General features: G+C 66.3%; 16 protein-coding genes. 10 read left to right on the forward strand and 6 right to left on the reverse strand.

The genetic code is table 11. The features are described 5' to 3' along the window. The first annotated feature begins 280 nt into the window (after positions 1-280). The 4 genes from L0U85_RS17290 (at position 281) to L0U85_RS17305 (ending at position 3,629) form a co-directional block, all read left to right on the forward strand. Entirely contained in the window at positions 281-757 is a 477-nt protein-coding gene (locus tag L0U85_RS17290; RefSeq protein ID WP_241379006.1) for a hypothetical protein, read from the forward strand. 7 nt (positions 758-764) lie between these two features. Beyond that, positions 765-1,487, forward strand: a complete 723-nt coding sequence (locus L0U85_RS17295) for a hypothetical protein (protein WP_241379007.1) — start codon at positions 765-767, stop codon at positions 1,485-1,487. Between the two features lie 304 nt (positions 1,488-1,791). Then, a complete protein-coding gene (locus tag L0U85_RS17300; RefSeq protein WP_241379008.1) occupies positions 1,792-2,364 on the forward strand; it encodes a hypothetical protein in 573 nt (190 codons plus the stop codon). Positions 2,365-2,405: 41 nt separating this feature from the next. Beyond that, positions 2,406-3,629 (forward strand): hypothetical protein, encoded by a 1,224-nt coding sequence (locus L0U85_RS17305; protein WP_241379009.1) that lies wholly within the window; start codon positions 2,406-2,408, stop codon positions 3,627-3,629. A gap of 136 nt (positions 3,630-3,765) precedes the next feature. Here L0U85_RS17305 and L0U85_RS17310 read toward each other — a convergent pair whose 3' ends face one another. The 4 genes from L0U85_RS17310 to eccCa all read right to left on the reverse strand — a co-directional run bounded on the left by L0U85_RS17310 (position 3,766) and on the right by eccCa (position 12,203). Beyond that, positions 3,766-5,136, reverse strand: a complete 1,371-nt coding sequence (locus tag L0U85_RS17310) for a S8 family serine peptidase (RefSeq protein WP_241379010.1) — start codon at positions 5,134-5,136, stop codon at positions 3,766-3,768. Between the two features lie 393 nt (positions 5,137-5,529). Then, a complete protein-coding gene (locus tag L0U85_RS17315) occupies positions 5,530-6,972 on the reverse strand; it encodes a plasmid pRiA4b ORF-3 family protein (protein ID WP_241379011.1) in 1,443 nt (480 codons plus the stop codon). 89 nt (positions 6,973-7,061) lie between these two features. Then, entirely contained in the window at positions 7,062-8,081 is a 1,020-nt protein-coding gene (locus L0U85_RS17320) for a hypothetical protein (RefSeq protein WP_241379012.1), read from the reverse strand. Positions 8,082-8,171: 90 nt separating this feature from the next. Beyond that, entirely contained in the window at positions 8,172-12,203 is a 4,032-nt protein-coding gene (gene eccCa / locus L0U85_RS17325) for a type VII secretion protein EccCa (RefSeq protein ID WP_241379013.1), read from the reverse strand. 213 nt (positions 12,204-12,416) lie between these two features. Here eccCa and eccD point away from each other — a divergent pair, with 213 nt between their 5' ends. The 3 genes from eccD (at position 12,417) to L0U85_RS17340 (ending at position 16,421) form a co-directional block, all read left to right on the forward strand. Next, on the forward strand, positions 12,417-13,832 hold the full coding sequence (eccD, locus tag L0U85_RS17330; RefSeq protein WP_241379014.1) for a type VII secretion integral membrane protein EccD: 1,416 nt from the start codon (positions 12,417-12,419) through the stop codon (positions 13,830-13,832). Positions 13,833-13,872: 40 nt separating this feature from the next. Next, complete coding sequence (gene eccB / locus L0U85_RS17335) at positions 13,873-15,438, forward strand: type VII secretion protein EccB (protein ID WP_241379015.1); 1,566 nt, start codon at positions 13,873-13,875, stop codon at positions 15,436-15,438. A gap of 80 nt (positions 15,439-15,518) precedes the next feature. Next, the gene (locus tag L0U85_RS17340; protein ID WP_241379016.1) at positions 15,519-16,421 is read left to right on the forward strand and encodes a hypothetical protein; all 903 of its coding nucleotides are present in this window, start codon (positions 15,519-15,521) and stop codon (positions 16,419-16,421) included. Between the two features lie 58 nt (positions 16,422-16,479). Here the strand turns inward: L0U85_RS17340 and L0U85_RS17345 are convergent, their stop codons facing one another. Together L0U85_RS17345 and L0U85_RS17350 are read right to left on the reverse strand one after the other, a co-directional pair. Next, positions 16,480-17,280: an SGNH/GDSL hydrolase family protein gene (locus L0U85_RS17345; RefSeq protein WP_241379017.1), complete on the reverse strand. Its 801-nt coding sequence runs from the start codon at positions 17,278-17,280 to the stop codon at positions 16,480-16,482. A gap of 156 nt (positions 17,281-17,436) precedes the next feature. Then, positions 17,437-18,210: a GntR family transcriptional regulator gene (locus L0U85_RS17350; RefSeq protein ID WP_241379018.1), complete on the reverse strand. Its 774-nt coding sequence runs from the start codon at positions 18,208-18,210 to the stop codon at positions 17,437-17,439. Positions 18,211-18,440: 230 nt separating this feature from the next. On the opposite strand from L0U85_RS17350, the gene L0U85_RS17355 reads away from it, so the two are divergent. The 3 genes from L0U85_RS17355 to L0U85_RS17365 are packed head-to-tail and all read left to right on the forward strand — an operon-like array spanning position 18,441 to position 20,813. After that, on the forward strand, positions 18,441-19,355 hold the full coding sequence (locus tag L0U85_RS17355) for a transporter substrate-binding domain-containing protein (protein WP_241379019.1): 915 nt from the start codon (positions 18,441-18,443) through the stop codon (positions 19,353-19,355). 10 nt (positions 19,356-19,365) lie between these two features. Next, a complete protein-coding gene (locus L0U85_RS17360) occupies positions 19,366-20,145 on the forward strand; it encodes an amino acid ABC transporter permease (RefSeq protein WP_241379020.1) in 780 nt (259 codons plus the stop codon). Then, positions 20,145-20,813 (forward strand): ABC transporter permease subunit, encoded by a 669-nt coding sequence (locus tag L0U85_RS17365; RefSeq protein ID WP_241379021.1) that lies wholly within the window; start codon positions 20,145-20,147, stop codon positions 20,811-20,813. The genes L0U85_RS17360 and L0U85_RS17365 overlap by 1 nt, the downstream gene beginning before the upstream one ends. Positions 20,814-20,820 lie beyond the last annotated feature (7 nt).

Here is a 20,820-nt window from a genome sequence, read left to right on the forward strand (position 1 = left end):
CCCTCACGGAACTTGATCAAGCCCTGCCAGTGATCTGGTTGAGAAGCTTCGAGGTGCATACTCAGACGCGTTCGCCGACATCGACCTCCCCAAACTTGCCTTCACCGCTGCCGAGCACAACAAGCTCTATGAGACTTTCACCGCACTGGAAGCGGAACATTCCTCAACTACGATCACCGACATCAAGGGGCTCTGCGACACCTGGGAAGGCGCCGACGCCGACCGCTACGAGGAACAGTACGGCGAACATGTCGGCAACGCTGTCATCATTCACATCGAGATGGCGCTTAACCTCCACGAGGCGGCAGATGTCGACCTCGGGATCCAGGTCGCTCTCCATTACTCGCTGGCCGACGTTCTCCGCGCCGGTGCCGAAAAGATCAGCGAGCTCTCGCACACCTCACTACTCACCGAGAGCGGTATCAAGACGATCGCGGCCAGCGGGATCGTCATCGGATTCCTCGGAGTGCTCGCTGCAGGCACTTCAGCCGTTGTTATTGGAGTGATCGGAATCGCAGGCTCGATCGCCGGGTACGCCGAAGTCGAGTACGTTATCGACCCGCAGGTCAACACCATTCCCGAACGCTCCTCGGTCGCAGAAGTCGTCTCCGACCTCATCAACGGGGCAAGCAATGCACTCGAAAGCGCCAAGACTGCTCGCACCGAGTACAAGGGAATTCTTCAAGATCGGCTGAATCGCGACAAGATAGATATCGGATCACCGGATCTTGTGCCGGGCACCGGATATTTCGGGTAGGAGCATCGTGCGGAAACTCACCTTCGTCATCACAGTAGCCACCGCGCTCGTGCTTACAGCGAGCTGCACCCGCGATGAAGGCACGGAAGAGCCCAGCAGTTCGCCAAGTACCGCCGACCCCACCACGGATACCGCTGTCGAAATCGACTTCGCAGACCTCGCTGACAAGATGATGAAACTAGATGACCTATGTGACACAGTCGTCCCTGCCTCCATCATCACTCAATTCGAAGCCACGGTCACACGTACGGGTTCTGGAGACGGGGTCACTGAAGGCCCTCGGAGGGATTGCTGGTCCGATTTCGAGTTCCCGGATAACGGCGGCGGTCAGCTCGTCTATTTCATAGATCCCCGTCAGACGAACATCGCCGCGTCTGAGCAGTACGGCGATGCAGTCCGGTCGATTATCGAAAACGGACATGGAACCGAGCCAGACGAATTGATCGAACTCGACAACGGATCACCTTGGGTCCAGGGACAGGTAGGAGCCTACGAAACACCAACACAACGCTCCGCACAACGCAAGGAGGCGCTTGCCGTGGTGCAGGGAGACTTCTATGTGGTGTCAGTACTGCTGAGTTTCAAACCGGATGGCGCCATGCGCGCCGATTGCGAAACCACCGCGAACGATGACTGCCTCATGACAGCGGATTCGATGGCCGAATACATGGCTGAAGAGTATCTGCCCGCTCTCTATGAATTGATCGAATCCAAGCTGGACAGGAAGTGAAGGCCATGATCGACCTGGCTTACCTTTGGGCCCGGCCTTCGATCGCTGGGCCGAGGGCTGAACCGCACCGTCGCGTTGGCCGCTTGTACTTCGACTCGTAGACGTTTGTGCCAGCAGTCTCGTCGACTCGCGGACGCTTGTGGCGCAGCATCCCCCGTTCGTGCCACGCTCGACTGCCAGGTCTGTCCAGCTTGCGCAGCCTCGGTATGCTTGTCTCAACACAAGGTGAGCGGTCGTGCCCGTCGTGATGCATCGAGCGGCTCTACCGGTCTCCCCTGACCGAATCTGAACATTCCCTGAGGTGATGAATTTGCTTCCCGCGGACATGGCTGGTGGTGCAGTCCAAAACCGAGACGGCACCTACACGGTTACCGACTCGAGCGGCCAGCGGTTCCAAATGACCGAGGAGTCCTTCGAAGAGTTCATCGGAGGCATGGGTGTCACCCTGGACGATCTCAACATCTACCGCAGCATGGTGACGGGCGGTCAGGTGACCCGGCCCCGCGAGGGCGCCTACCCGGGGGTGTTCAACCCGGGCATGTTCGAACAGGTCGACACCACCACACTCAAGTTCGGCGGCTTCGACGACGCGCTTGAACTGCAGCAAGTCTACAAGGAGACTTTCTACCCGAGTCGCGCAGAGCAGCTCGATCGGATCTACCACGGCCTGGACACCGGCCGAGTCATCAGCGAGGAGATCAAGGAAGGCTATCTCAACGCCGACGGCAACGTCTCCGCCGATGTCGAGAACGTGAGCAACGAGTTCGACACGAGCGGCGGCGGGCTCACGGAGAACGACGTCACCGAGGTCCAGCAGCAGAACGAGGAAGACGGGCTGAACGAACCCGCCGACCAGGACCCCGGTGCCACTTCCTAGTCGACCCGTTCACCGCCCAAGCCCCGAGGAAGGAGCTCACCATGGCTGAAGGCAAAGGCAAGGGAAAGACCTACTACCTGAGTACCTATACCCACGAAGAGCTCTGGGGCATGCTCTTCGAGGGTGATTCTTGGAGCGTTGAGGCGGCAGGCACCGTCTGGAGCTCCGCCGCGAGCGGCCTCCAAGCAGCTCGGGAGGAGATGGGCTCCCACGTGCTTTCTCTTCGCACCCAGTGGACTGGGAAGGCTGCCGAGGAATTCGAGAACCGCATGCTGGTCATCGAACAGTACAGCCTTGAGGCCGAAGACGGCATGAAGCAGGCAGCGGATAGGAGAATTCCCGCACTCGCCCAGGCTCTCGAGACTGCGAAGGCTGACGCTCAAAGTGGTGACCTCTATCCGAGCTCGACTGAGAACTACGAAGAGTGGCTTGAGAGTCAGGGGATCCAGGAGACGGATGCCGACTACAACACCAAAGAACCGCAATATCGGCAGCAGTACCAGAAGTACCTCGATGATCGTCACGAGTACATGGCTGAGATCGTGGCGAATCTCGGGGACGTATATGCGGATGCGAAGGATGCCTGGGAGGATCCTCCGCCTCCTCCTCCAAGTGACATGCCGGGCAACACCACATACCAACCTCCAACCGGTGGAGTGTTCGGTAACAACGGACTGAACTCTGCTGGCTCCCTCGCTGGCCCCCCTGGCTCTGATTCCTCCTCCGACAACAGAAGTGGATTGAGCACTACGGACTCCGCTGATCTGGACCCAGTAGAAGACTGGGTACCTGGCTCGTACACCGACGTTGACTCCGACATCACCACCGGCGGTGGTCTCGCCAGCGGCGGAACGGCACCAATAGGGGGCAGCTATGGCACCGCGGTTAGCACTGGTGGGGCCGGTGGAGGAGCGAGTCTTTCGGCGGCCGGCACGGGGCTCTTCGGGCCCGCAAGGGGAAGCACTGCGAGCCCGGCTCCCGGGCGTGGTACTGGCGCGAACAACAGCCCCGCGAGAAGCGGCGCGAACCGGTCTGCCAATCCCTCGAACACCCGCGGTTCCGGAGGCGGACGTGGAACAGGCTCGAACTCGTCCGGCCGCGGTACGGGTCGTGGCATGAACCGCGGGATGGGGCCTCGAGGCGGAACCCGATCCGGCTACTACGACGATGATGATGAAGAAGAGACCACGCGCCAGACCTGGCTCAAGGAAGACGACATCAACTGGGGTGACAATCGAACTTCAGATGAAGAACTCGACGACTGAGTGCCAGACTCGATAACGTTTGAGGGGCGGACGGCATTTGCCGTCCGCCCCTCAAACGTTCTGCAATGTCCTGTGGGAGGGTGAGCTTCCAATCTGGAAGCGCCGAACTTCGCCGTCACGCCTCGTTGAACCTAGGCTATCGACGCTCATCTACATGGCCAGGACCCCAAGGCGGGTTGGGCTCACCTGCCCCAGCAGAAGGACCATACGGCTGATGATGGCCGCTAGGCGGGCCGCCATAACCCTGTGGTGTCGAGGTTGACGGGCCAGAATGTGGTTGACTTGGCCCCGGCTGTGAGAAACCTCCATAAGCTGGTCCTCCCTCGGGACCGAATGCTCCTGTTTGACCTGAGCCAGGAGGCCCTTGCTTGCGGCTGCGGCCTCGAAGCACCAGCCATACGGTAATCGCCGCGCCGATCAAGACCACAGCGGCCGCAATGACGATAATCGCCGAAAGACCGGATTCGGGCGCTTCGGCTGCTGTCTTCGAACCTTCAGCGGGGGAAGGCTCTGCGTCTGCAGCCTCTGTGGCATCTTCGCCGTCCCCTTCGGGGCTGGCGCCACTTGCACCGGCTTCACCCATTGGATATCCAAGTGGGTTCTCGTCGACTGCCTCGATGCCATCCGCATGAACCGCCCGATCCGCATTCACCAGACCGAAGCCCATCACTTCCGTTCGATTACTGCCACTCCCATCCCCGGCGGTCTGGACCAAGCGGTTGATAACATTGCTTGCATCAAGGTCAGGGTTTGCAGCCCATGTCAGAGCAGCCACTCCCCCAACGATTCCTGATCCAACTGACGTGCCGCCGATTCCAGACTCATATAGCTCCGATTCCCCCAGAACGGTCACCTGCGGCTTAGGATGCGTCATTTCGTCGGCAGGCGCCGCGACTACTACCTCAGGACCAGTTGTATTTCCAAACCATGCATTGCCATTCGTGTCGGTGCCGCTTACCGCTACCACGCCTTCGATGGAAGCTGGATGTGTGACATCAATATTCGGATTATTACCCGCTGCAGCTACGATCACAGCACCTTTATCGATTACATACTGCAGTGACTCTCGCAGCTCCTCATCGGATCCTTCACCGGTGATTCCCCAAGGCATCACGAGAATATCTGCGCCATTGTCCACAGCCCATCGAATATCCGCGTACTCCGCATCACCGAGAGCCCCACCGAATTCTACATCTGCATTTGTGTCCATCCTCACGGGCAAAATGGTCGCTTCTGGTGCCACATAAAGAACCCCAGCCGCCACGTGAGTGCCGTGGCCGTTGGCATCGTTCCAGGCGTCTTCCTCACCTGTAAAGACTGAACGCCCGGGCAGGACATCCTTGTCTTCAAAGAACGGATGCCGTGCAATACCGCTGTCCATGACCGCGACGGTGATGCCCTCGCCTCTCGTACTCTCCCAGGCGGCGGGGGCCTGGACCTGTTCGATCGCCCAGGCGTTCGCGTCCGTCAACGTCTCGTCCTGCGCCAGCGCGGCGCTCGGTGCCATCGCGACCACTGCAGCGACAGCCGCGGCAGTCGCGCAAGCCCCGGCGGCGACTCGGGCGCGGGCGCCAAGACCCTTGCTGGTCAGGCTTTGCTCTGGAGGTGCCAAGCCGGGAGGTGTCGCCATGGGGATGGACCCTTCTGTGCGCGAGTCGATACAGCGGTGTCCGCTCTGCACCACAAGATACCGGACCGCCCCCAGCCTCGCGAGCCCCAGCCGTCGACGACCTGCCATCACGTCCCCATTGGCTCGTCGACTGTGCCTCACCCGAATCCGAGATACCCGACTTCATGGGAGACCTGGTCCGCCGTCGTCGTCGGACTGGGCATCATCGCCATCGGGCTGCTGACCTGTTGCGTCGTCGCCGGACGCCGAATCGAGAGATCAGACTGACGGTCACGAGTCGCGGGTCGGGGCGCCCCTCAGGCGGGCGTTGATCGCGGTGGGGTCGAACGGTTCCAGGTCTTCCTCGGTGTTCTCGCCGACGAGCTGGCGGTGGTCGGGGTGCGCGGTGTCCGCAAGGGCCTCCCGCAGGTGCTGCCACGCCTCGATGCCCCCGGCGTCCTCAGGCGGCGCCGCCTCGGCTCCCGCCGTGCAGAGCGGGTAGGAAGCCTCGGGATCTCTGGGGTGCACCGCTTCGACCGTGATCGTGTGGTCCCAGTTGTCGGTGAAGTCGTAAAGGTAGGTGATGTCGTCCCCGGCCGCGGGCAGGACCTGCCCCAGAGCCACGTCCGCTTCGTTCTCGCAGGTGAGCGCCGCGGTGGCGCTGTATTCGCCGAACGGGGTCACGAAGCAGTGCGAGTGGGCCCCCGACCAGCCGAAGGCCGCTTGGAGTATGCCGTGGAGGTCCGCCAGGGACGAGTCGGCGGGGACTTCCAGGCGGCGCCATATCTCGGGCTCGGACTGGTCGAGCTCCGCTCTGAGTTGGAGGATCGGCGGGGTGTCCTGGATCGTCTTGGGGGGCAGTGGCATTCGGAGGAGATCTTTGATCGAGGTCTCGGCGTTGATCGGGACGTGCGCGCCGTGCACCGGCGGGTCGCCGACCATGCCGGCCTCGTTGAGTCTTCGGCCCAGCAGGATGATCCTGCCCGGCAGCAGGTCCGCGTCCAGATCGTCCTCGGTCTCGTCGTCCTCTTCCGCCCAGTGGTCGAGGGTCGCCCCGATCGCCCCGTCGAGGAAGACGCGTCCCTGCTCCTCGTCGAGGTCTTCGGCGACCGTGGGGATGTCGTCGAGCAGTTCGCCCGCCTCGATGCGTTCGACGAGGTCGCGGACGTGGCTCGGCGGGACCGGGTCGAGCATGGAGATCGCGCCGCAGTCGGTGTAGTCGATGCCGACCAGGAAGCCGTGCTCTTCGTCTGAGCGGCGGAACAGAACGAGCAGCCACGCCTCCATCCGGTCGCCCGGGACGGTGATCCTCGTGAACCGGGTCGGCTCCACCGGTTGGAAGAGTTTGTCGGCCCATACCGGGTCCTGCACGCCGGCCGCGTCCAGGACCGCGTCCGCCTGGCGGGCCAGGCTCGCCAGGTTCCGGTCCGGGCCGAGGCCCATGAAGACGAGCAGCGCGCGGGCGCTGGTGTCGCCCTGCAGCGCCACGTCTTCCACCAGACGCACGGCGGCGCGGTCGGAGTCGAATTGCTCCAGGCCGGCCAGCAGCCCCAGGATCGCGCCTCCGGCGAGTTCGGCTTCGAACGGGTCGTTCACGGTGGCGAGGTCGTCGCCGATCGCGGCCATGTGCGGGCGCATCATCGCGACGAGCTCCTCGACCTGGCCCGGGTCGCGCCTCGCGGCCGCGAGCTGCTCGATCCGCTCGCTCCGCCTTCGCTCCCGTCGCCTGCTCATGACCCCATGCTGTCACTTCGACACGACGCAGGGAACCCCTCGGCTGTCTCAGTTCAAGTCTCTCCGCCTTGGAAACCCTTCCAGGCGGCTCAGTCCTCGCGCGCGCAGACGAGTCCCTCGACCGAGTCGCGCTCGGGCATCACGCCGCCTTGGGCCTCCAGGCAGTCGACGTGGGCGTCCACGCGTTCCAGGCACCCGCTCTGGACTTCGAAGGAGGCCGCCTCGCCCATGGTCAGGAACAGCATCAGTTCGTCGTCGCGGTGGGCGGTGATCGTCACGTCGCCCTCAATGGTGGTGCCGTCGTAGAGGACCTCGTAGTACGGGGCGCCCCACGACTCCCGCACCGCTGCGAGGTAGGCGTCCGCTTCGGTGAAGTCGGCGAACTCGTAGGTGATCCAGTACCGGTAGGTCCGCAGCCCCGCCTCGGTCCGGTACCCGCACGGCGTCACCTCGACCGTGCGGCGCTCGAAGCCGGGGAAGCCGTCGAGACTCACCGCGCTGCCGGTCACGGCCTCCTCCATCCGAGGCCACGCGTCGGATTCGTCGTGCTCCCCCACGGGCGGGCCGGTCTCGGTCGAGGCCTCCACCCACTCGCCCATCGAAAAGGTCACCCCGATGGTGAAGATCGCGGCCACCGCCCAGACCAGGCTCTCGGCCGTCGCCCACGACGCCGGATGCTCGCGGCCGAGCCATCGCTTCGACTCGCCCGTCACCGCCAGCGCCAGGCCGGCGAACGCGACCGGTCCCACGGCCATCGCGAAGATCAGTCCTGCCGCCGTCGACCGGCCGGGGTCGACCGGCATGAGCAGGAGGATCTGCTGGACGGCGACGAGGACGCCCGCGCCCGCCAGATACAGCTGCGCGCGCCTGCCGCCCCGGCCGAGCCAGATGACGGCGAGGACGTTCACCGGGATCGTCGGGGCCAGCACTACCAGGTACGACATGCCCCGTTCGAACAGGTTCGTCTCCACCCCGCCGCCGGTCCACGCGTAGCCCTGCAGCCCCCGCCAGACCCACAGCCACAGCGCCGCCACGAGCACGGCCTGGACGAGCAGGAGGAGGCGGATCGCCTGGATCCGCTTCGGGGCTCTCGGGCGGGGCGTGCCCATCGGTCTCCTGGTGGTGGTTTCGGGGACGGACATGGTGACGGCCGCCGACTGCCGTGGGATGGCGGGCGTCGGCGGCCGTGCACGTCGCCGCTAGGCGCTGCCGTTCGGCGGGAGCAGCGTCGTCTGGATGAGCTGATCGCCGTCCTTGCGGCGCACCAGGGTGCCGCGGCCGGCCGGCTGCGGGCTGGGCCGCAGCTTCCCGAAGATCGCGCCTTCCTCCTTGCGTCCGCTCATGAGCAGGCCGGGGGATTCGAGCTGCTTGATCTGGCCCATCACAGGGTCCATCATGGATCGACCGGCGCCGGTGCAGCGGCGGGCGATGATGATGTGGAAGCCGATGTCGCGGCCCTGCGGGATGAGCTCGGCGAGCTGCTGCATCGGGTTCTGCCTGGTCGCGACCATCTCGTAGTCGTCGACGATGAGGTACAGGTCAGGGCCGGTCCACCACGAGCGGTCCCGCAGCGCCGCGGGCGAGACGTCGTCGCCGGGCAGGCGCTTCTCGATGGGCCCCTTCAGGTTCTTGCAGGCCGCCTCGAACTGCTTTCCCGACATCGCGTAGTCCAGCAGCGTCGGCTTCGAGATCTCCTCCAGCATGCCTCGCCGGTAGTCGGCCATGATGACCTTGGCCTCTTTCGGCGAGTAGGTCGACTGGATCTGCTTGGCGATGTGCCGCAGCAGGTTCGTCTTCCCGCATTCGGAGTCGCCGAGGACGAGCAGGTGCGGTTCGGCCTGGAAGTCCAGGTATACGGGCTTGAGTCCGGCCTCGTTGAGGCCGATCGGGATGCCCGGCTTGGACCGGTCGACGGCCTGGAGGAAGTCGGTGACGTGCAGCTGGCGAGGCAGGAGCCGCACCGGCGGGCACGGGGCGCCGCGCCAGGCCTGCTTGACCTTCTTGACGAAGTCCTCCACTCCGGGCGCGAGGTCGTCGCCGTCCCGGATCGAGTCGATGCGCGGCACGCCCGCCAGGAAGTGGAGCTTCTGTAGCGACAGGCCGCGTCCGGGGCGGTTCTTCGGGACGTTCGCGGCCTTCTTGCGGTCGATCTCGGACTCCATGTTGTCCGAGAGCTTCAGCTCCAGCTTGAGGCCGAACATGTCGCGCATGTTCATGCGGATGTCGCCCCAGCGGGTGCAGGTGACCATGACGTGGACGCCGTAGGACAGGCCGCGGTTGCCGATCGCCTTGATCTGGTCGACGAACGGCTCGTAGTCCTCCCTGAGCGTCATCCAGTTGTCGATGACGAGGAAGACGTCCCCGTAGGGGTCGTCCTGGAACCGGCCCTGCTCCTTCATGCGGCGGTAGGAGCCCATGCCGTCGATCTTGTTCGCGGTGAAGAACGCCTCGCGCTCGTCCAGGATGGACATGACCTCCTGGATCGTGCGCCGCACCCCCTCCTCCTCGCGGCGGCCGAACACGCCGGCCACGTGCGGGAGGTCCTCGATGCCGCGGAGCGTGCCGCCGCCGAAGTCGAGGCAGTAGAACTGGACTTCGCGCGGCGTGTGCGTCAGCGCGAGCGAGCCGATGAGCGTCCTGAGCATCGTGGACTTGCCGGACTGGGCCCCGCCGGCGATCGCCACGGTGCCCTGCGCGCCGGAGAGGTCGACGATGAACGGGCTGCGCTTCTGCTCGAACGGCCGGTCCTCGTCGCCGAGCACGGCGTTGAGCTTCCCGTTGAGCGCGAAGCCCTTCGGAGTCAGCCCACGCTGCGGGTCGACCTCCAACGGCGGCAGCAGCTGGTCGAGCGTCGGCGGGTCCTCCAGCGGCGGCAGCCAGACCTGGTGGGCCGGGCGGCCCATGCCGAGGCAGTTGTTGACCATGACTTCGAGCTCGGAGAGCTTCTCGTTCTCCTCGTCGGCCTCCGTCTGGGGGAGCACTTCTTCGGGCTCGTCCTCGGGCTCGGGCTCGGGCGGCAGCTCGACGCGGCTGGGCAGGAACCGCTGCACCTTGTGCTGCACGGCGGCGATGCGCTCGGCGCGGGAGGCGACCCGTTTCGGCGGCTTGTAGGTGCCGCCGACGTAGGCGGCGCGGAAGCGCACCAGGTCCTCGGTGCCGACCTGGAGGTAGCCGTGGCCCGGCTGCTGCGGCAGCTCGTAGGCCGCGCCGGAGCCGATGACCGTGCGGGACTCCTGCGCGGAGAAGGTGCGCAGCGCGACCCGGTAGGACAGGAAGGTGTCCAGGCCCTTGAGCTTGCCTTCCTCCAGGCGCTGCGAGGCGAGGAGCATGTGCACGCCGATGGAGCGGCCGATGCGTCCGATCTGCAGGAACAGGTTGATGAACTCGGGCTTGGCGACGAGCATCTCGGAGAACTCGTCGGCGATGATGAGCAGCGTCGGCATCGGGTCGAGCGGCTGACCCGCGGCGCGGGCCTTCTCGTACTCCCACCGGTTGGTGAAGTTGCCGGCGCGGCGCAGCTCCTCCTGTCGCCGCACCAGCTCGCCTTCGAGGGCGTCCTGCATGCGGTCGACCAGTTCGATCTCGTCGGCGAGGTTCGTGATGACCGCGCTGACGTGCGGCAGCTCGTCGAGCGAGGCGAACGTCGCGCCGCCCTTGAAGTCGACGAGGATGAAGTTGAGCTCCTCGGAGGAGTGCGTGGCGATCAGGGAGCCGACGATGGTGCGCAGCACCTCAGACTTACCGGAACCGGTGGCGCCGATGAGCAGGCCGTGCGGGCCCATGCCGCCGACAGCGGCCTCCTTGAAGTCGATGTCGACGACCGCGCCGTCGGGACCCGGCCCGACGGGGACCTTCAGGTAGTCCTTGACCGGCTTCTCGCGCCAGTGGACGGCCGGGTCCAGCGCCGCGGCGTCGTTGAAGCCGAGCATCTCCGGCAGCCCGGACGGGTTCGCCATCGGCGAGGCGTCCTCGTCGCCGGACTCGGTGGAGCCCCCTGCGCCCCTGAGCGTCAGCCGCCACGGGCTCAAGGAGCGGGCGATGCCCTCGGCCTGGCTGTACGACAGCCGGTCGGGCCTGCCCAGGACGCGGCGGCGGCCGGCCTGGTCGGTGCGGATCTCCTCCTCGACGATGTCGAGCAGCTTGATGTGCGGCCCGGGCTTGCGCGGCAGGTAGCCGGAGAAGTCGAACACCGTCACGCCGGCCATGCCGTCGGCGGCGACGATGCCCGTCGGGTCGACCTCGCCGCCGTCGAGGACGATCACCAGGTGGGACTCGCCCTCCCCGGCCGTGGCGCCGGGCGACCATCCGCCGCGGCTCGACAGCTGATCGCGCAGCGCGGCCTCGAGGTGGCCGGTCGAGTGGTAGAACATGCGGACCGGACCGGCACCGTCTTCTTCGGACGGATGCTGGAGGTGCGGCAGCCACTTCATCCAGTGCCACTCGGGCATCCGCTCGGCGTCGGCGACGACCGCTACCAGGACGTCGTCGGGAGAGTGCAGGACCGCGAGCTGGCACAGCTGCGCCCGCAGACTGTCCATCACCAGGGCCCGCTCCCCGCGCAGGACCATGCGACCGGCCTCGGTGTACTTCATCGAACGCGGGATGTCGATCACATTCGAGTGCGCGGCCACGAAGCGGCGCAACGCCATCGACGTCATCGGCTCCAGGTCCTCGACCGGTTTCGTCTCCGGCGGCACCAACTTCATCGTCATGCGCTGCTTGCCGACACCGACCCTGATGTCGAGCGAGTCGTCGTCCTTCGCGCGCCGCTCCCACATCCGCCGCGAACCCACCAGCGACCACAGTGCCCTGGGATCGGGATGGCGCCAGCGCGCCGCCCGCCACTGCCGCTCCGCGCCCTTCCGGGCCCGGCGCCGCACCTGGTTGAGATAGCGCATGTAATCGCGCCGCACGGCGTTGAACTCGGCCTTCTTCTGGCCGCGGTTCGAAGAGAGGTTGGTGGCCATCACCCCGATCATGCCGATGCCCATCATGGCGCCGATGGCCATCATGAGCGGGTCGATGCCGCCGTCACCGGCGGCCCCGCCGCGCCGCATCATCATGAGCGTCATCCCGGCCGCCATGGCGAGCATCGGCAGGACCATGAGGTACTGGCCGATGGACTTCGGCTGCGGGTCGGGCATGTCCGGAGGCGACTCGAGCAGGATGTCGCCGCGCGGAGCCTGCGGACCGCGTTTACGCGGCGGCCTTCGGAACAGTTTGGTCGTCACAATGGGTCCTTGTACTCACCGGGGGATGCGCCTACCACGGCGCTGCTTGCGAGCCGTAAATCAGCGTTGCCGTATAAAAGATTCAAGTGCGCTCTGTCGAGTATCGCACTGACAGGGTAGAACCGCATCGCCACTGGGCGCCGTTGCCTGCTTGCACGCGGGCCTTATCCTGAACAAGTCCCCCAAATTCGACCCGACCCGGAGGTTCGTGCGGTGAGCACCAAGTCGGCCACCCTCAGCAGGGTGACGATCGTCAGTCCTCGGACCAGGATCGACCTCGCGTTGCCCTCAGACGTCCCCCTGTCCGATCTGCTGCCGACGATCCTGCACCAGGCCGGCGAGTACTACATAGACGAAGCCGGCGACAACGGCGGCTGGATCCTGTCCAGACTCGGCGACGAACCGCTCGACACCGGGCACTCCTGCTCGCAGCTGTCGATCAACGACGGCGAGATGTTGTATCTCAACCCAGCCGACGCCGCCAAGCCCGAGATCGTGTTCGACGACGTCATCGACGCCGTCGCCACCGCCACCGAGCAGCGCGGCAACCGCTGGGACCACAAGGCGACCAAGCGCTTCGCCGTCGGCGTCGGCACCGCCGCTCTGGCGGGCGGCGCGATCGCGGTCCTGTTCACCGGCCCGCCCCAGCTGCCCGGCGCTATCGTGGCCCTCGGCGTCGCGGCCGTCCTCATCGGAGCCTCTGCACTGCTGTCCCGCGCGGTCGGCGACTCGCGCGCGGCCACCTACTTCGGCGTCACCGCCGTCTTCTACGCCGCGGTCGGCGGCCTGCTCATCGCCGCCGGCGGCAGCTCGGTCTCCGAGCTCGCGGCCCCGCACGTCATGATCGCCGCCTCGGCGATCCTGCTGTTCAGCGTCCTGGGGATGGTCGCGGTGGGAGACATGGCATCGGCGCCGGTGTTCATCACCTCTATCCTCGGCGCGATCGTGCTCGCCATCGCGGTGGCGTTCATGATGCTCATCGACACCCCGAACTATCCGGCCACGGCCGCCACCGGCGCGGCGATCGCCGCGCCCCTGGCGCTGGCGATCCTGCCGGCCGCCCCGCGGCTGTCGCTGTCCATGGCGATGGTGCCCACCCCGCAGCTGCCGGCCACCACCGAGGAGCTCAAGGCTGGCGACGCCGAGACCGTCGACGGCAAGCGGATCCTCAAGCTCTCCGAGCACGCCGGGAACTACCTGGAGGCGCTGTACGCCTTCGCGGCGGTCGTCGGCCTCGTCTCCGCGATCGCGCTGGCGTTCTCGGGCACCGTCCCCGGCATCATCCTCGCCACCGCCATCGCGCTGATCCTGCTGAGCCGCTCGCGCACGATCGAGGACCGCCCGGCCCGCATCGTCATGCTCGCCTCCGGCATGGGCGGTCTCGCCGTGGTGCTGGCGGCGATCTTCATCGACGGCGGCACCCTCGTGCGCCTGGTCGCGATCCTCGGCGCTCTGACGCTCTTGACGGTCATCGCGATGGTGTACGGCCTGGCCGTGGCGGGCAAGAAGATCGCGCCGACCTGGGGCCGCCTGCTCGACATCTGCGAGGCGCTCCTGATCGTGTCGATCCTGCCGCTGGCCGGCTGGCTCTGCAACCTGTACGTCTTCGCGCTGGCGATGCGCGGCTAGTCTCCTTCCCCCGAGCCGTTTCCGAGAGAGGCGAACTTCGATGCCGCAGATGCGCTCCCGCCGCGAGCAGGTGGACGCCCACCGCTTCATCACCTCGCGGATGAACCAAGCGCTGGTCCTGGCGAACCCCGACTCGGTCGAGCGCCCGCTGCGGCGCATCGGCGTCTCCATCTTCGCGTCGGTGATGATCATGATCCTGGTCTTCGGCGGATTCGCTATCGCGGCGCTGCTGAACAAGGGCAACCAGCGGCCCGAGGTCGGCAACATCATCATCGAGAAGGGCACCAACGCGATCTACGTGTACACGTGGGCGCCCGACGCCGAGGAGCAGGGCGAGGCCCCGAAGCTATGGCCGGTCGCGAACTTCACCTCGGCGCTGCTGCTGCTCGATCCGCAGACCCCCTACCGGGGCGACCCGCCGGTGCAGAACCTGAAGCCTGAGTCGCTGGTGGGCTACCCGCGGGGCTTCCTCATCGGCATCGACGGCGCCCCGCCCTCGCCGCCCGACGCCGAGAGCCTGCTGCAGCACGAGAACTGGAACGCCTGCTCGATGGGCAGGGAGGTCCGCAGCAAGCCCAGCCACATGCTGACGCAGCTGGTGGTCGAGGACCTCCCCGAGCCCGAGTGGCTCGGCGACGACCAGTGGCTGCTGGCCGAGACCGCCGTCCCCGACGACGAGGCGCCCGACCTGTACCTGCTGTGGAACGACCGCAAGTACCCGGTCACGGACGAGCAGGTCCTGACCGTGCTGAACCTGCGGCGCGACGACGCGATCCCCTTGAACGAGGACATGCTCCGCACGATCGTGTCGGGCGCGCCGCTGGAAGCGGTGACGGAGAACTACTTCGGCGATGAATCCACTGTGGAGGACCCGGACGTCGGCGTTCTCACTTACGGCCAGACCTACGAGGCCGGCGGCGACCTGTTCGTGCTGCTGCGGGACGACGATCTCGGCGACGAGTTCGCCCGGATCAGCGAGACTCAGGAGCTGCTGCTGCGGGATGCGAACGGCTCCGACTCGATCACGATCTCGACATCGGTGAAGAACGAGACGGGCGCGCAGGCCCGCTACGGCTCCGACGACTTCCCGACCGACACCCACGAACTGTGGACGGTCGACACCGACCGGCCCGCCGTGTGCGCGGTCTTCGACCCCGACCTGCCGGCGGACGAGGCCAAGATCGCGATCGCGCTCTACAGCACGGCGCCCGGCACCCTGACCGACGCCGCGGAATCGGTCGACATGAGCACCGAAGGCGACATCGTGTCCAATGTCGAGGGCCAGACGGCGCAGACGGTCCTGCCTCCCGGAACGGCCGCGCTCATCTCGGCGCAGTCGAGCCCCGGCCAGACCCTCCAGGGCATGACCTACCTGGTCGACAGCATCGGATACAGCTACGGGATCGTCGACTTCGGCAGGACCGGATCCACAAAGTCGCTGCTCGGCTACGGCGACGTCGAATCGGTCGGCGTGCCCGACACCATGCGGGCGCTGATCCCGCAGGGCCCGAGCCTGGACCCGTCCGAGGCCCGCAAGCAGCTGAATCCCGAGAGCGACGACATCCCGACCTTCGACACCGGCGAGGAAGAAGGAGGCGGCGAGTAGCCGCGATTCCGCACGGCCCGTGACGGTCACCCACACGTGTTAACCTGGCGCGACAGCTTAGCGAGACCTGAGGACGCACAATGGCCTACCCACCGCAGAATCCGGGCTACGACCCGAACCAGCAACCGCCCCAGGGGCAGCCCGGCGGAGGCTATTCACCGCAGCAGCCCGGATACGGCCAGCAGCCTGGGTACGGTCAGCAGCCCGGATACGGCCAACAGCCCGGCTACGGCCAACAGCCGGGGTACGGCCAGCAACCCGATTACGGTCAGCAGCCGGGCCAGCAGCCCGGATACGGGCCGGGGTACGGCCAACAGCCATACGGTCAGCAGCCTGGGTACGGCCAGCAGCCCGGATACGGGCAGCAGCCGCCGGCCGGCCCTCCCGGTGGACCTCCGTACGGCCCCGGGCCCGGCGGATTCGCTCCGCAGCAGCCGCCGAAGCGAACCGGCCTCGTCGTCGGCATCGCCATCGGCGCCGTACTCCTCATCGGTGCGATCGGGCTCGTGGTCTGGCAGCCTTGGAACGGCAGCGGTTCCGTCTCGGGCGACGCCCCGGCCGCCGGCGAGTCCCCCGAGACGGTCGTCGACAACTACATGTCCACGATGGCCGGCTCGTTCGAAAGCGGCGGGTTCTCCGACCTCGCCACACTGGCCGAGGACGTCAAGCCGTACCTGTGCTCGGAATCCCAGGCCGAGGTCGACTCGGCGATAGACGGCTTGGAAGGGGAGATGGGCATGGGCGGCCTCTCCGATGAGGAGGCCGCCGCCATGGAGGAAATGGAGATCACCGTCGACTACGACATCACCGGATCCTCCGAGGACGGCGACACCGCGGTGGTCGATGTGACGATGACCGGTGAAGTCGCCATGCCGTCCTTCGACTACAGCCAGAGCCTCGATCAGGAACTCAGCCTGGACCTGGTCAAGGAGAACGACGTCTGGCTCATCTGCGACGACGCCGCCGCCGCCGTGGTCGGCTAGGCGCCCCGCATCGAGAAGGCCCCGCCGGGATCACCGGCGGGGCCTTCGTCGTCACGGCTCACAGGTCGGCCGACAGCGCGGCGAAGTAGCCGCCGTCCTGTCCCTCGCGGTTCGGATGGTAGGACTCGGCGATCGGCCAGGAGAGGCCGTTGAGCCATTCGGCGTCGTCGCAGATCGCGTGGCCCTCGAAGCGGTCGCGGACGTCGATGTAGCGGAATCCGTAGTCGCCGGCGACCGAGCCGATGGTCTCGGCCAGGAGGTCGGAGCCGGCGTTCAGCTGCGCCTGTTCGTCGGAGCTGATGCGGGTGATGGCGTTGCACTCCTCGCCGTTGAACAGGCGCGGGTATCCCAGGACGACCACCTCGGCGTTCGGCGCGGCGTCGGCGACGGCGTCGTAGACGGCGCGCAGGCGTCCGGGCAGGTCCTCCTGGATGAAGCGCTCGGCCTCGTCGATCTCGGCGTCGCACGTCCACGGATACGGGTAGGCGCACTGCTGGATGATCGCGGCCCATCCGGTGTCGTTGCCGCCCACAGTGACAGTGACGAGGTCGGTGCCCGAGGACAGGGCGCCGAGCTGCTCGCCGACGACGTCGGTGGTATTGGCGCCCTGGCAGGCTGCGAAGGTGAAGTCGGCGCCGAGGTCGTCGGCGAGCAGGCTCGGATAGGCGTAAGCGCTACGGCTGCAACCCGAGCCGTCGTCGATATAGCTTCGAGTGCCCACTCCGGACGCGTACGAGTCGCCGAGCGCGACGTATTCGACGGTCTGGGCTTGAGCGGAAGCGGGAGTGAGAACGAGGGCGGTGAGCGTCGCGGCGATGACCGCTGCCACCTTTGTAGAGATTCGCCGGAGATAGGTCATTCGGGCTCCGTCTCGAAATCTGTCCGGGAACTGGAGTCCTTTTTATATCAATTGCGTAACGAACAGACCAGGATCAGAACGCGGGGAGTCGCCAAATCGACGCAAGCCGTTCTGCTTGCGCGGCAGTCAGGCCGCCCGAACGGAGGCGGCGGTCGGTCAGAGGCCCTCGGGGAGATCGAGGCGGTGGAGGGGCTGCGGCCCGTCCGGAGTTTCGGCGAGGAGGCGCTCGTCTTCGCTCTCTTTGGAGTCCTCCGGCTCGGCGAGCAGGCGCCGGACCTCCTCGTCGAGGTGCGCCGCAAGCAGATCGCAGTATCGGTCGGCGTCGGACTCGGCCAGCGCGTCCAGCAGAGCGAGATGCTCCGCGGCGAGGTCGCGGTGGACCTCGAAGTGCTCGTACATCGAGAAGGTGCACAGCCGCGTCTCGATGAGGAGGGTGCCCATCATGCGCGCCAGGCGAGGCGAGCCGCCGGCGACGGAAATGCGGCGATGGAAGTCGAGGTAGGCGCCGCCGAGCTCGCGGGCGTCGTCGGCCTTCAGCGCGCGCTGCATGCGCTTGACCTCGGCGGCGAGGCCCTTGAGCACCGGCTTGCGGTCGGCGGGCGGCAGGGCCAGGAAGCGGCGCCCCAGCTCGCACTCGATGCGGGTGCGCAGCCAGTGGATGTCGCGGACGTCGTCGGCGGTCATCGTGCGCACGGCCAGGCCGCGGCGCTTGGGGATCACGAGCAGACCCTCGGCGGTGAGCCGCTGCATGGCCTCGCGCAGGGGCCCCCGGCTGACACCCAGCTGGTAAGCCAGTTCGGCCTCGCCCAGGGGCGCGCCGGGAGGGAGCGATCCGTCGAGGATCGCGTCGCGGATGCAGTCGGCGATGAGGTCAACGGTCGACGTCCGTCGAACCGGGGCCAGTCGCCCCACCTGACGGGTGCTCGACAACCCGCTCCTGCGATCCGACACGGCCGTCATCTCTCCCTCTGTCCGTACTGATCAGATCCTAGCGCCACCCCTGAACCACGGTCTCCTCAAAGGTCGGGCCGCGGTGACGCGCAACAACACGGTTCTACAACGCTTTCGTTATCTGACGTCGATCATCGGATTGTCGACAAACTTACAGTAGACAGATAAGGTCGGCAATGTACACGAGAACGTTTCTGGAGGAGACCACCGTGTCAGAAAACTTGAAACTGAACCGCCGCAACCTGATGCTCGGCGTATCCGGCGGCGCGGCCGCAATGACGCTCGGCGCCTGTTCGTCAACCGGCGGAGACGACGAAGGGGGCGGCAGCCTCCTGGAGAGCGCCCAGGACGGCGGCACCATCCGCATCGCCTACGCGGACGAGAACCCCTACGCGTTCACCGACGACGACGGGAACGCCACCGGCCAGTCGGTCGCCCTTCACTCCTACATCCTCGAGCAGCTCGGCATCTCCGCCGACCAGATCGAGTGGAAGCAGACCCAGTGGGGCGGCCTCATCGACGGCCTCGGCGCCAACCACGACATGGTCATCGCCGGCATGTTCATCAACCCCGAGCGCTGCCAGGCCGTGGCGTTCGCCGAACCCGACTACGTCATGCCCGACACGCTGCTGGTGCTCGCCGGGAACCCGGAGGGCCTGTCCGACATCATCTCGATCGCCGAGCACGACAGCGCGGTCATCGGCGTCATGAACGGCACCACCGAGCACCAGAACGCCAACCAGCTGGGCATTCCCGAGGACCGCGTCAACGTCCAAGAAGACCTGCAGGCTCTGATCCTCGAGCTCAAGGCCGGCCGCTGCGACGCGATCGCCCTGACACAGATGAACCTCCAGCTCGAGGCCGAGGCCGACGACGAGCTCGACACCACCGACGGGTTCTACCCGGTCGACGAGAACGGCGAGGAGATCATCGGTGCCGGCGCCGCCGTCTTCCGTCCGGAGGACACCGACTTCCGCGACGCGGTCAACGGGGAGATCGCGAAGATCCTGGGCGACCAGGATCAGTGGCTGAGCCTGGTCGGCGAGTTCGGCTTCACCGTGGACCTTCACTTCCCGCCCGAGGACCTCTCCGCCGAGGACCTCTGCGGCGGGAATTACCAGTAGCGGAGTAGTCATGGATTGGTCGGGAGTCATCGACTCGCTCCCCGGTTACGGCCGACCGCTGCTCGTAACCATCCAGGTCACGGTGGCCGCGGCGGCGCTCGCACTGGTGGTGGCCTTCGGGCTGGGTCTGATGACCAGCTCGAAGCACCTGATCGTGCGGACGCCGGCGCGGATCGTCGTCGAGTTCATCCGCGGTTCGTCCGTGGTGGTCCAGCTGTTCTGGTTCGCACTTGCGATGCCGATCCTGTTCGGATTCAGATTCGACTACGTGATCATGATCGGCATCATCGCCCTCGCATTGAACTACGGCGCCTATTCGTCGGAGATCGTGCGCGGCGCGATCGGCGCGGTGCCGAAGGGGCAGTGGGAAGCCGCCACGGCGCTGAACTTCTCCACTTTCCAGAAGATGCGCCTGGTCATCATCCCCCAGGCCTGGCCCGAGATGATCCCCTCACTGTGCGCATTCGCGATCATGCTGCTCAAAGCCAGCGCGCTGGTCTCGCTGGTCGGCATCGGCGACATCACCTTCAGGGCCGAGACCCTGGGCGGTCGCCCCGGCGCGAATCCGCTGGTCCACTTCACCGTCATCCTGGTCATCTACTTCGTTCTGGCCTGGCTGATCTGGACCGGGATGCGGGCACTGGAGCGTCGGGCCAAGCGAGGTCTCGGCATCGACATCAAGACCAAGGCCGTCCCGAAGACCGCTGCGGTGCTCGGAGGCGGCATCGGGGCCGACACGAGTGCCGAGGCCGAGAACGAAGCCGGCGATCGCCGGGGAGGTGACCGATAGTGAACGGCTGGAGCAATGAACGCGCCGCCGAAATCTTTCCGATGGTGCTGGAGGGCTTCTGGGTCGTCCTCAAGGTCGCCTTGGTCGCCGGCATCATCGCGGTGGCGCTCGGTCTGCTGATCGCCATCGCCGAGCAGACCGCGCCGACGTGGTTCAGGCGTCCGCTCAGCGGGGTCATGCAGTTCGTCCGCAACACGCCACTGCTGGTTCAGGTGCTGCTCGTGTGGTATGCGACCAGCCTCTACATCAACCCTGAGTGGACGGCCTTCGCAGTCGGCTCGGCGGTCCTGGGGGTGCACTACGCCTCCTACACTTCGGAGTCCTACCGGGCGGGCATCGAAGCGATCCCGCAGGGCCAATGGGAGGCGGCGACGGCATTGAGCCTGCCGGTTCACCGCACCTGGTTCGCGGTGATCCTCCCGCAGATGATGCGCCGCTCGAGCGCCGCGGTGGCGAACTGGATCATCGCGATGTTCAAGGAGGTACCGGTGCTCTTCGCCATCGGGGTCATCGAGATGATCGCGAGGGTCCAGGAGTACCAGGGCCTGCACTACTCCGGTTCACTCGAGGGCTACACCATCGCGGGCCTGCTGTTCCTCGCCGCCTCCTATCCGGTGGCGGTCGCGATGCGGAGATTGGAGATTCGCCTTGCCAAGTCCCACTTCTAACGAGCAG

The sequence above is a fragment of the Glycomyces sp. L485 genome (genome assembly GCF_022548875.1).
Classification (GTDB): Bacteria; Actinomycetota; Actinomycetes; order Mycobacteriales; family Micromonosporaceae; genus Glycomyces.

Bases quoted from the DNA above. Each gene is read 5' to 3' on its own strand.
- L0U85_RS17290 (WP_241379006.1), top strand. From the start codon at position 281: ATGGCGCTTAACCTCCACGAGGCGGCAGATGTCGACCTCGGGATCCAG.
- L0U85_RS17300 (WP_241379008.1), top strand. From the start codon at position 1,792: ATGAATTTGCTTCCCGCGGACATGGCTGGTGGTGCAGTCCAAAACCGA.
- L0U85_RS17305 (WP_241379009.1), top strand. From the start codon at position 2,406: ATGGCTGAAGGCAAAGGCAAGGGAAAGACCTACTACCTGAGTACCTAT.
- L0U85_RS17310 (WP_241379010.1), bottom strand. From the start codon at position 5,136: ATGGCACCGAGCGCCGCGCTGGCGCAGGACGAGACGTTGACGGACGCG.
- L0U85_RS17315 (WP_241379011.1), bottom strand. From the start codon at position 6,972: ATGAGCAGGCGACGGGAGCGAAGGCGGAGCGAGCGGATCGAGCAGCTC.
- L0U85_RS17320 (WP_241379012.1), bottom strand. From the start codon at position 8,081: ATGGGCACGCCCCGCCCGAGAGCCCCGAAGCGGATCCAGGCGATCCGC.
- eccB (WP_241379015.1), top strand. From the start codon at position 13,873: ATGCCGCAGATGCGCTCCCGCCGCGAGCAGGTGGACGCCCACCGCTTC.
- L0U85_RS17340 (WP_241379016.1), top strand. From the start codon at position 15,519: ATGGCCTACCCACCGCAGAATCCGGGCTACGACCCGAACCAGCAACCG.
- L0U85_RS17345 (WP_241379017.1), bottom strand. From the start codon at position 17,280: ATGACCTATCTCCGGCGAATCTCTACAAAGGTGGCAGCGGTCATCGCC.
- L0U85_RS17360 (WP_241379020.1), top strand. From the start codon at position 19,366: ATGGATTGGTCGGGAGTCATCGACTCGCTCCCCGGTTACGGCCGACCG.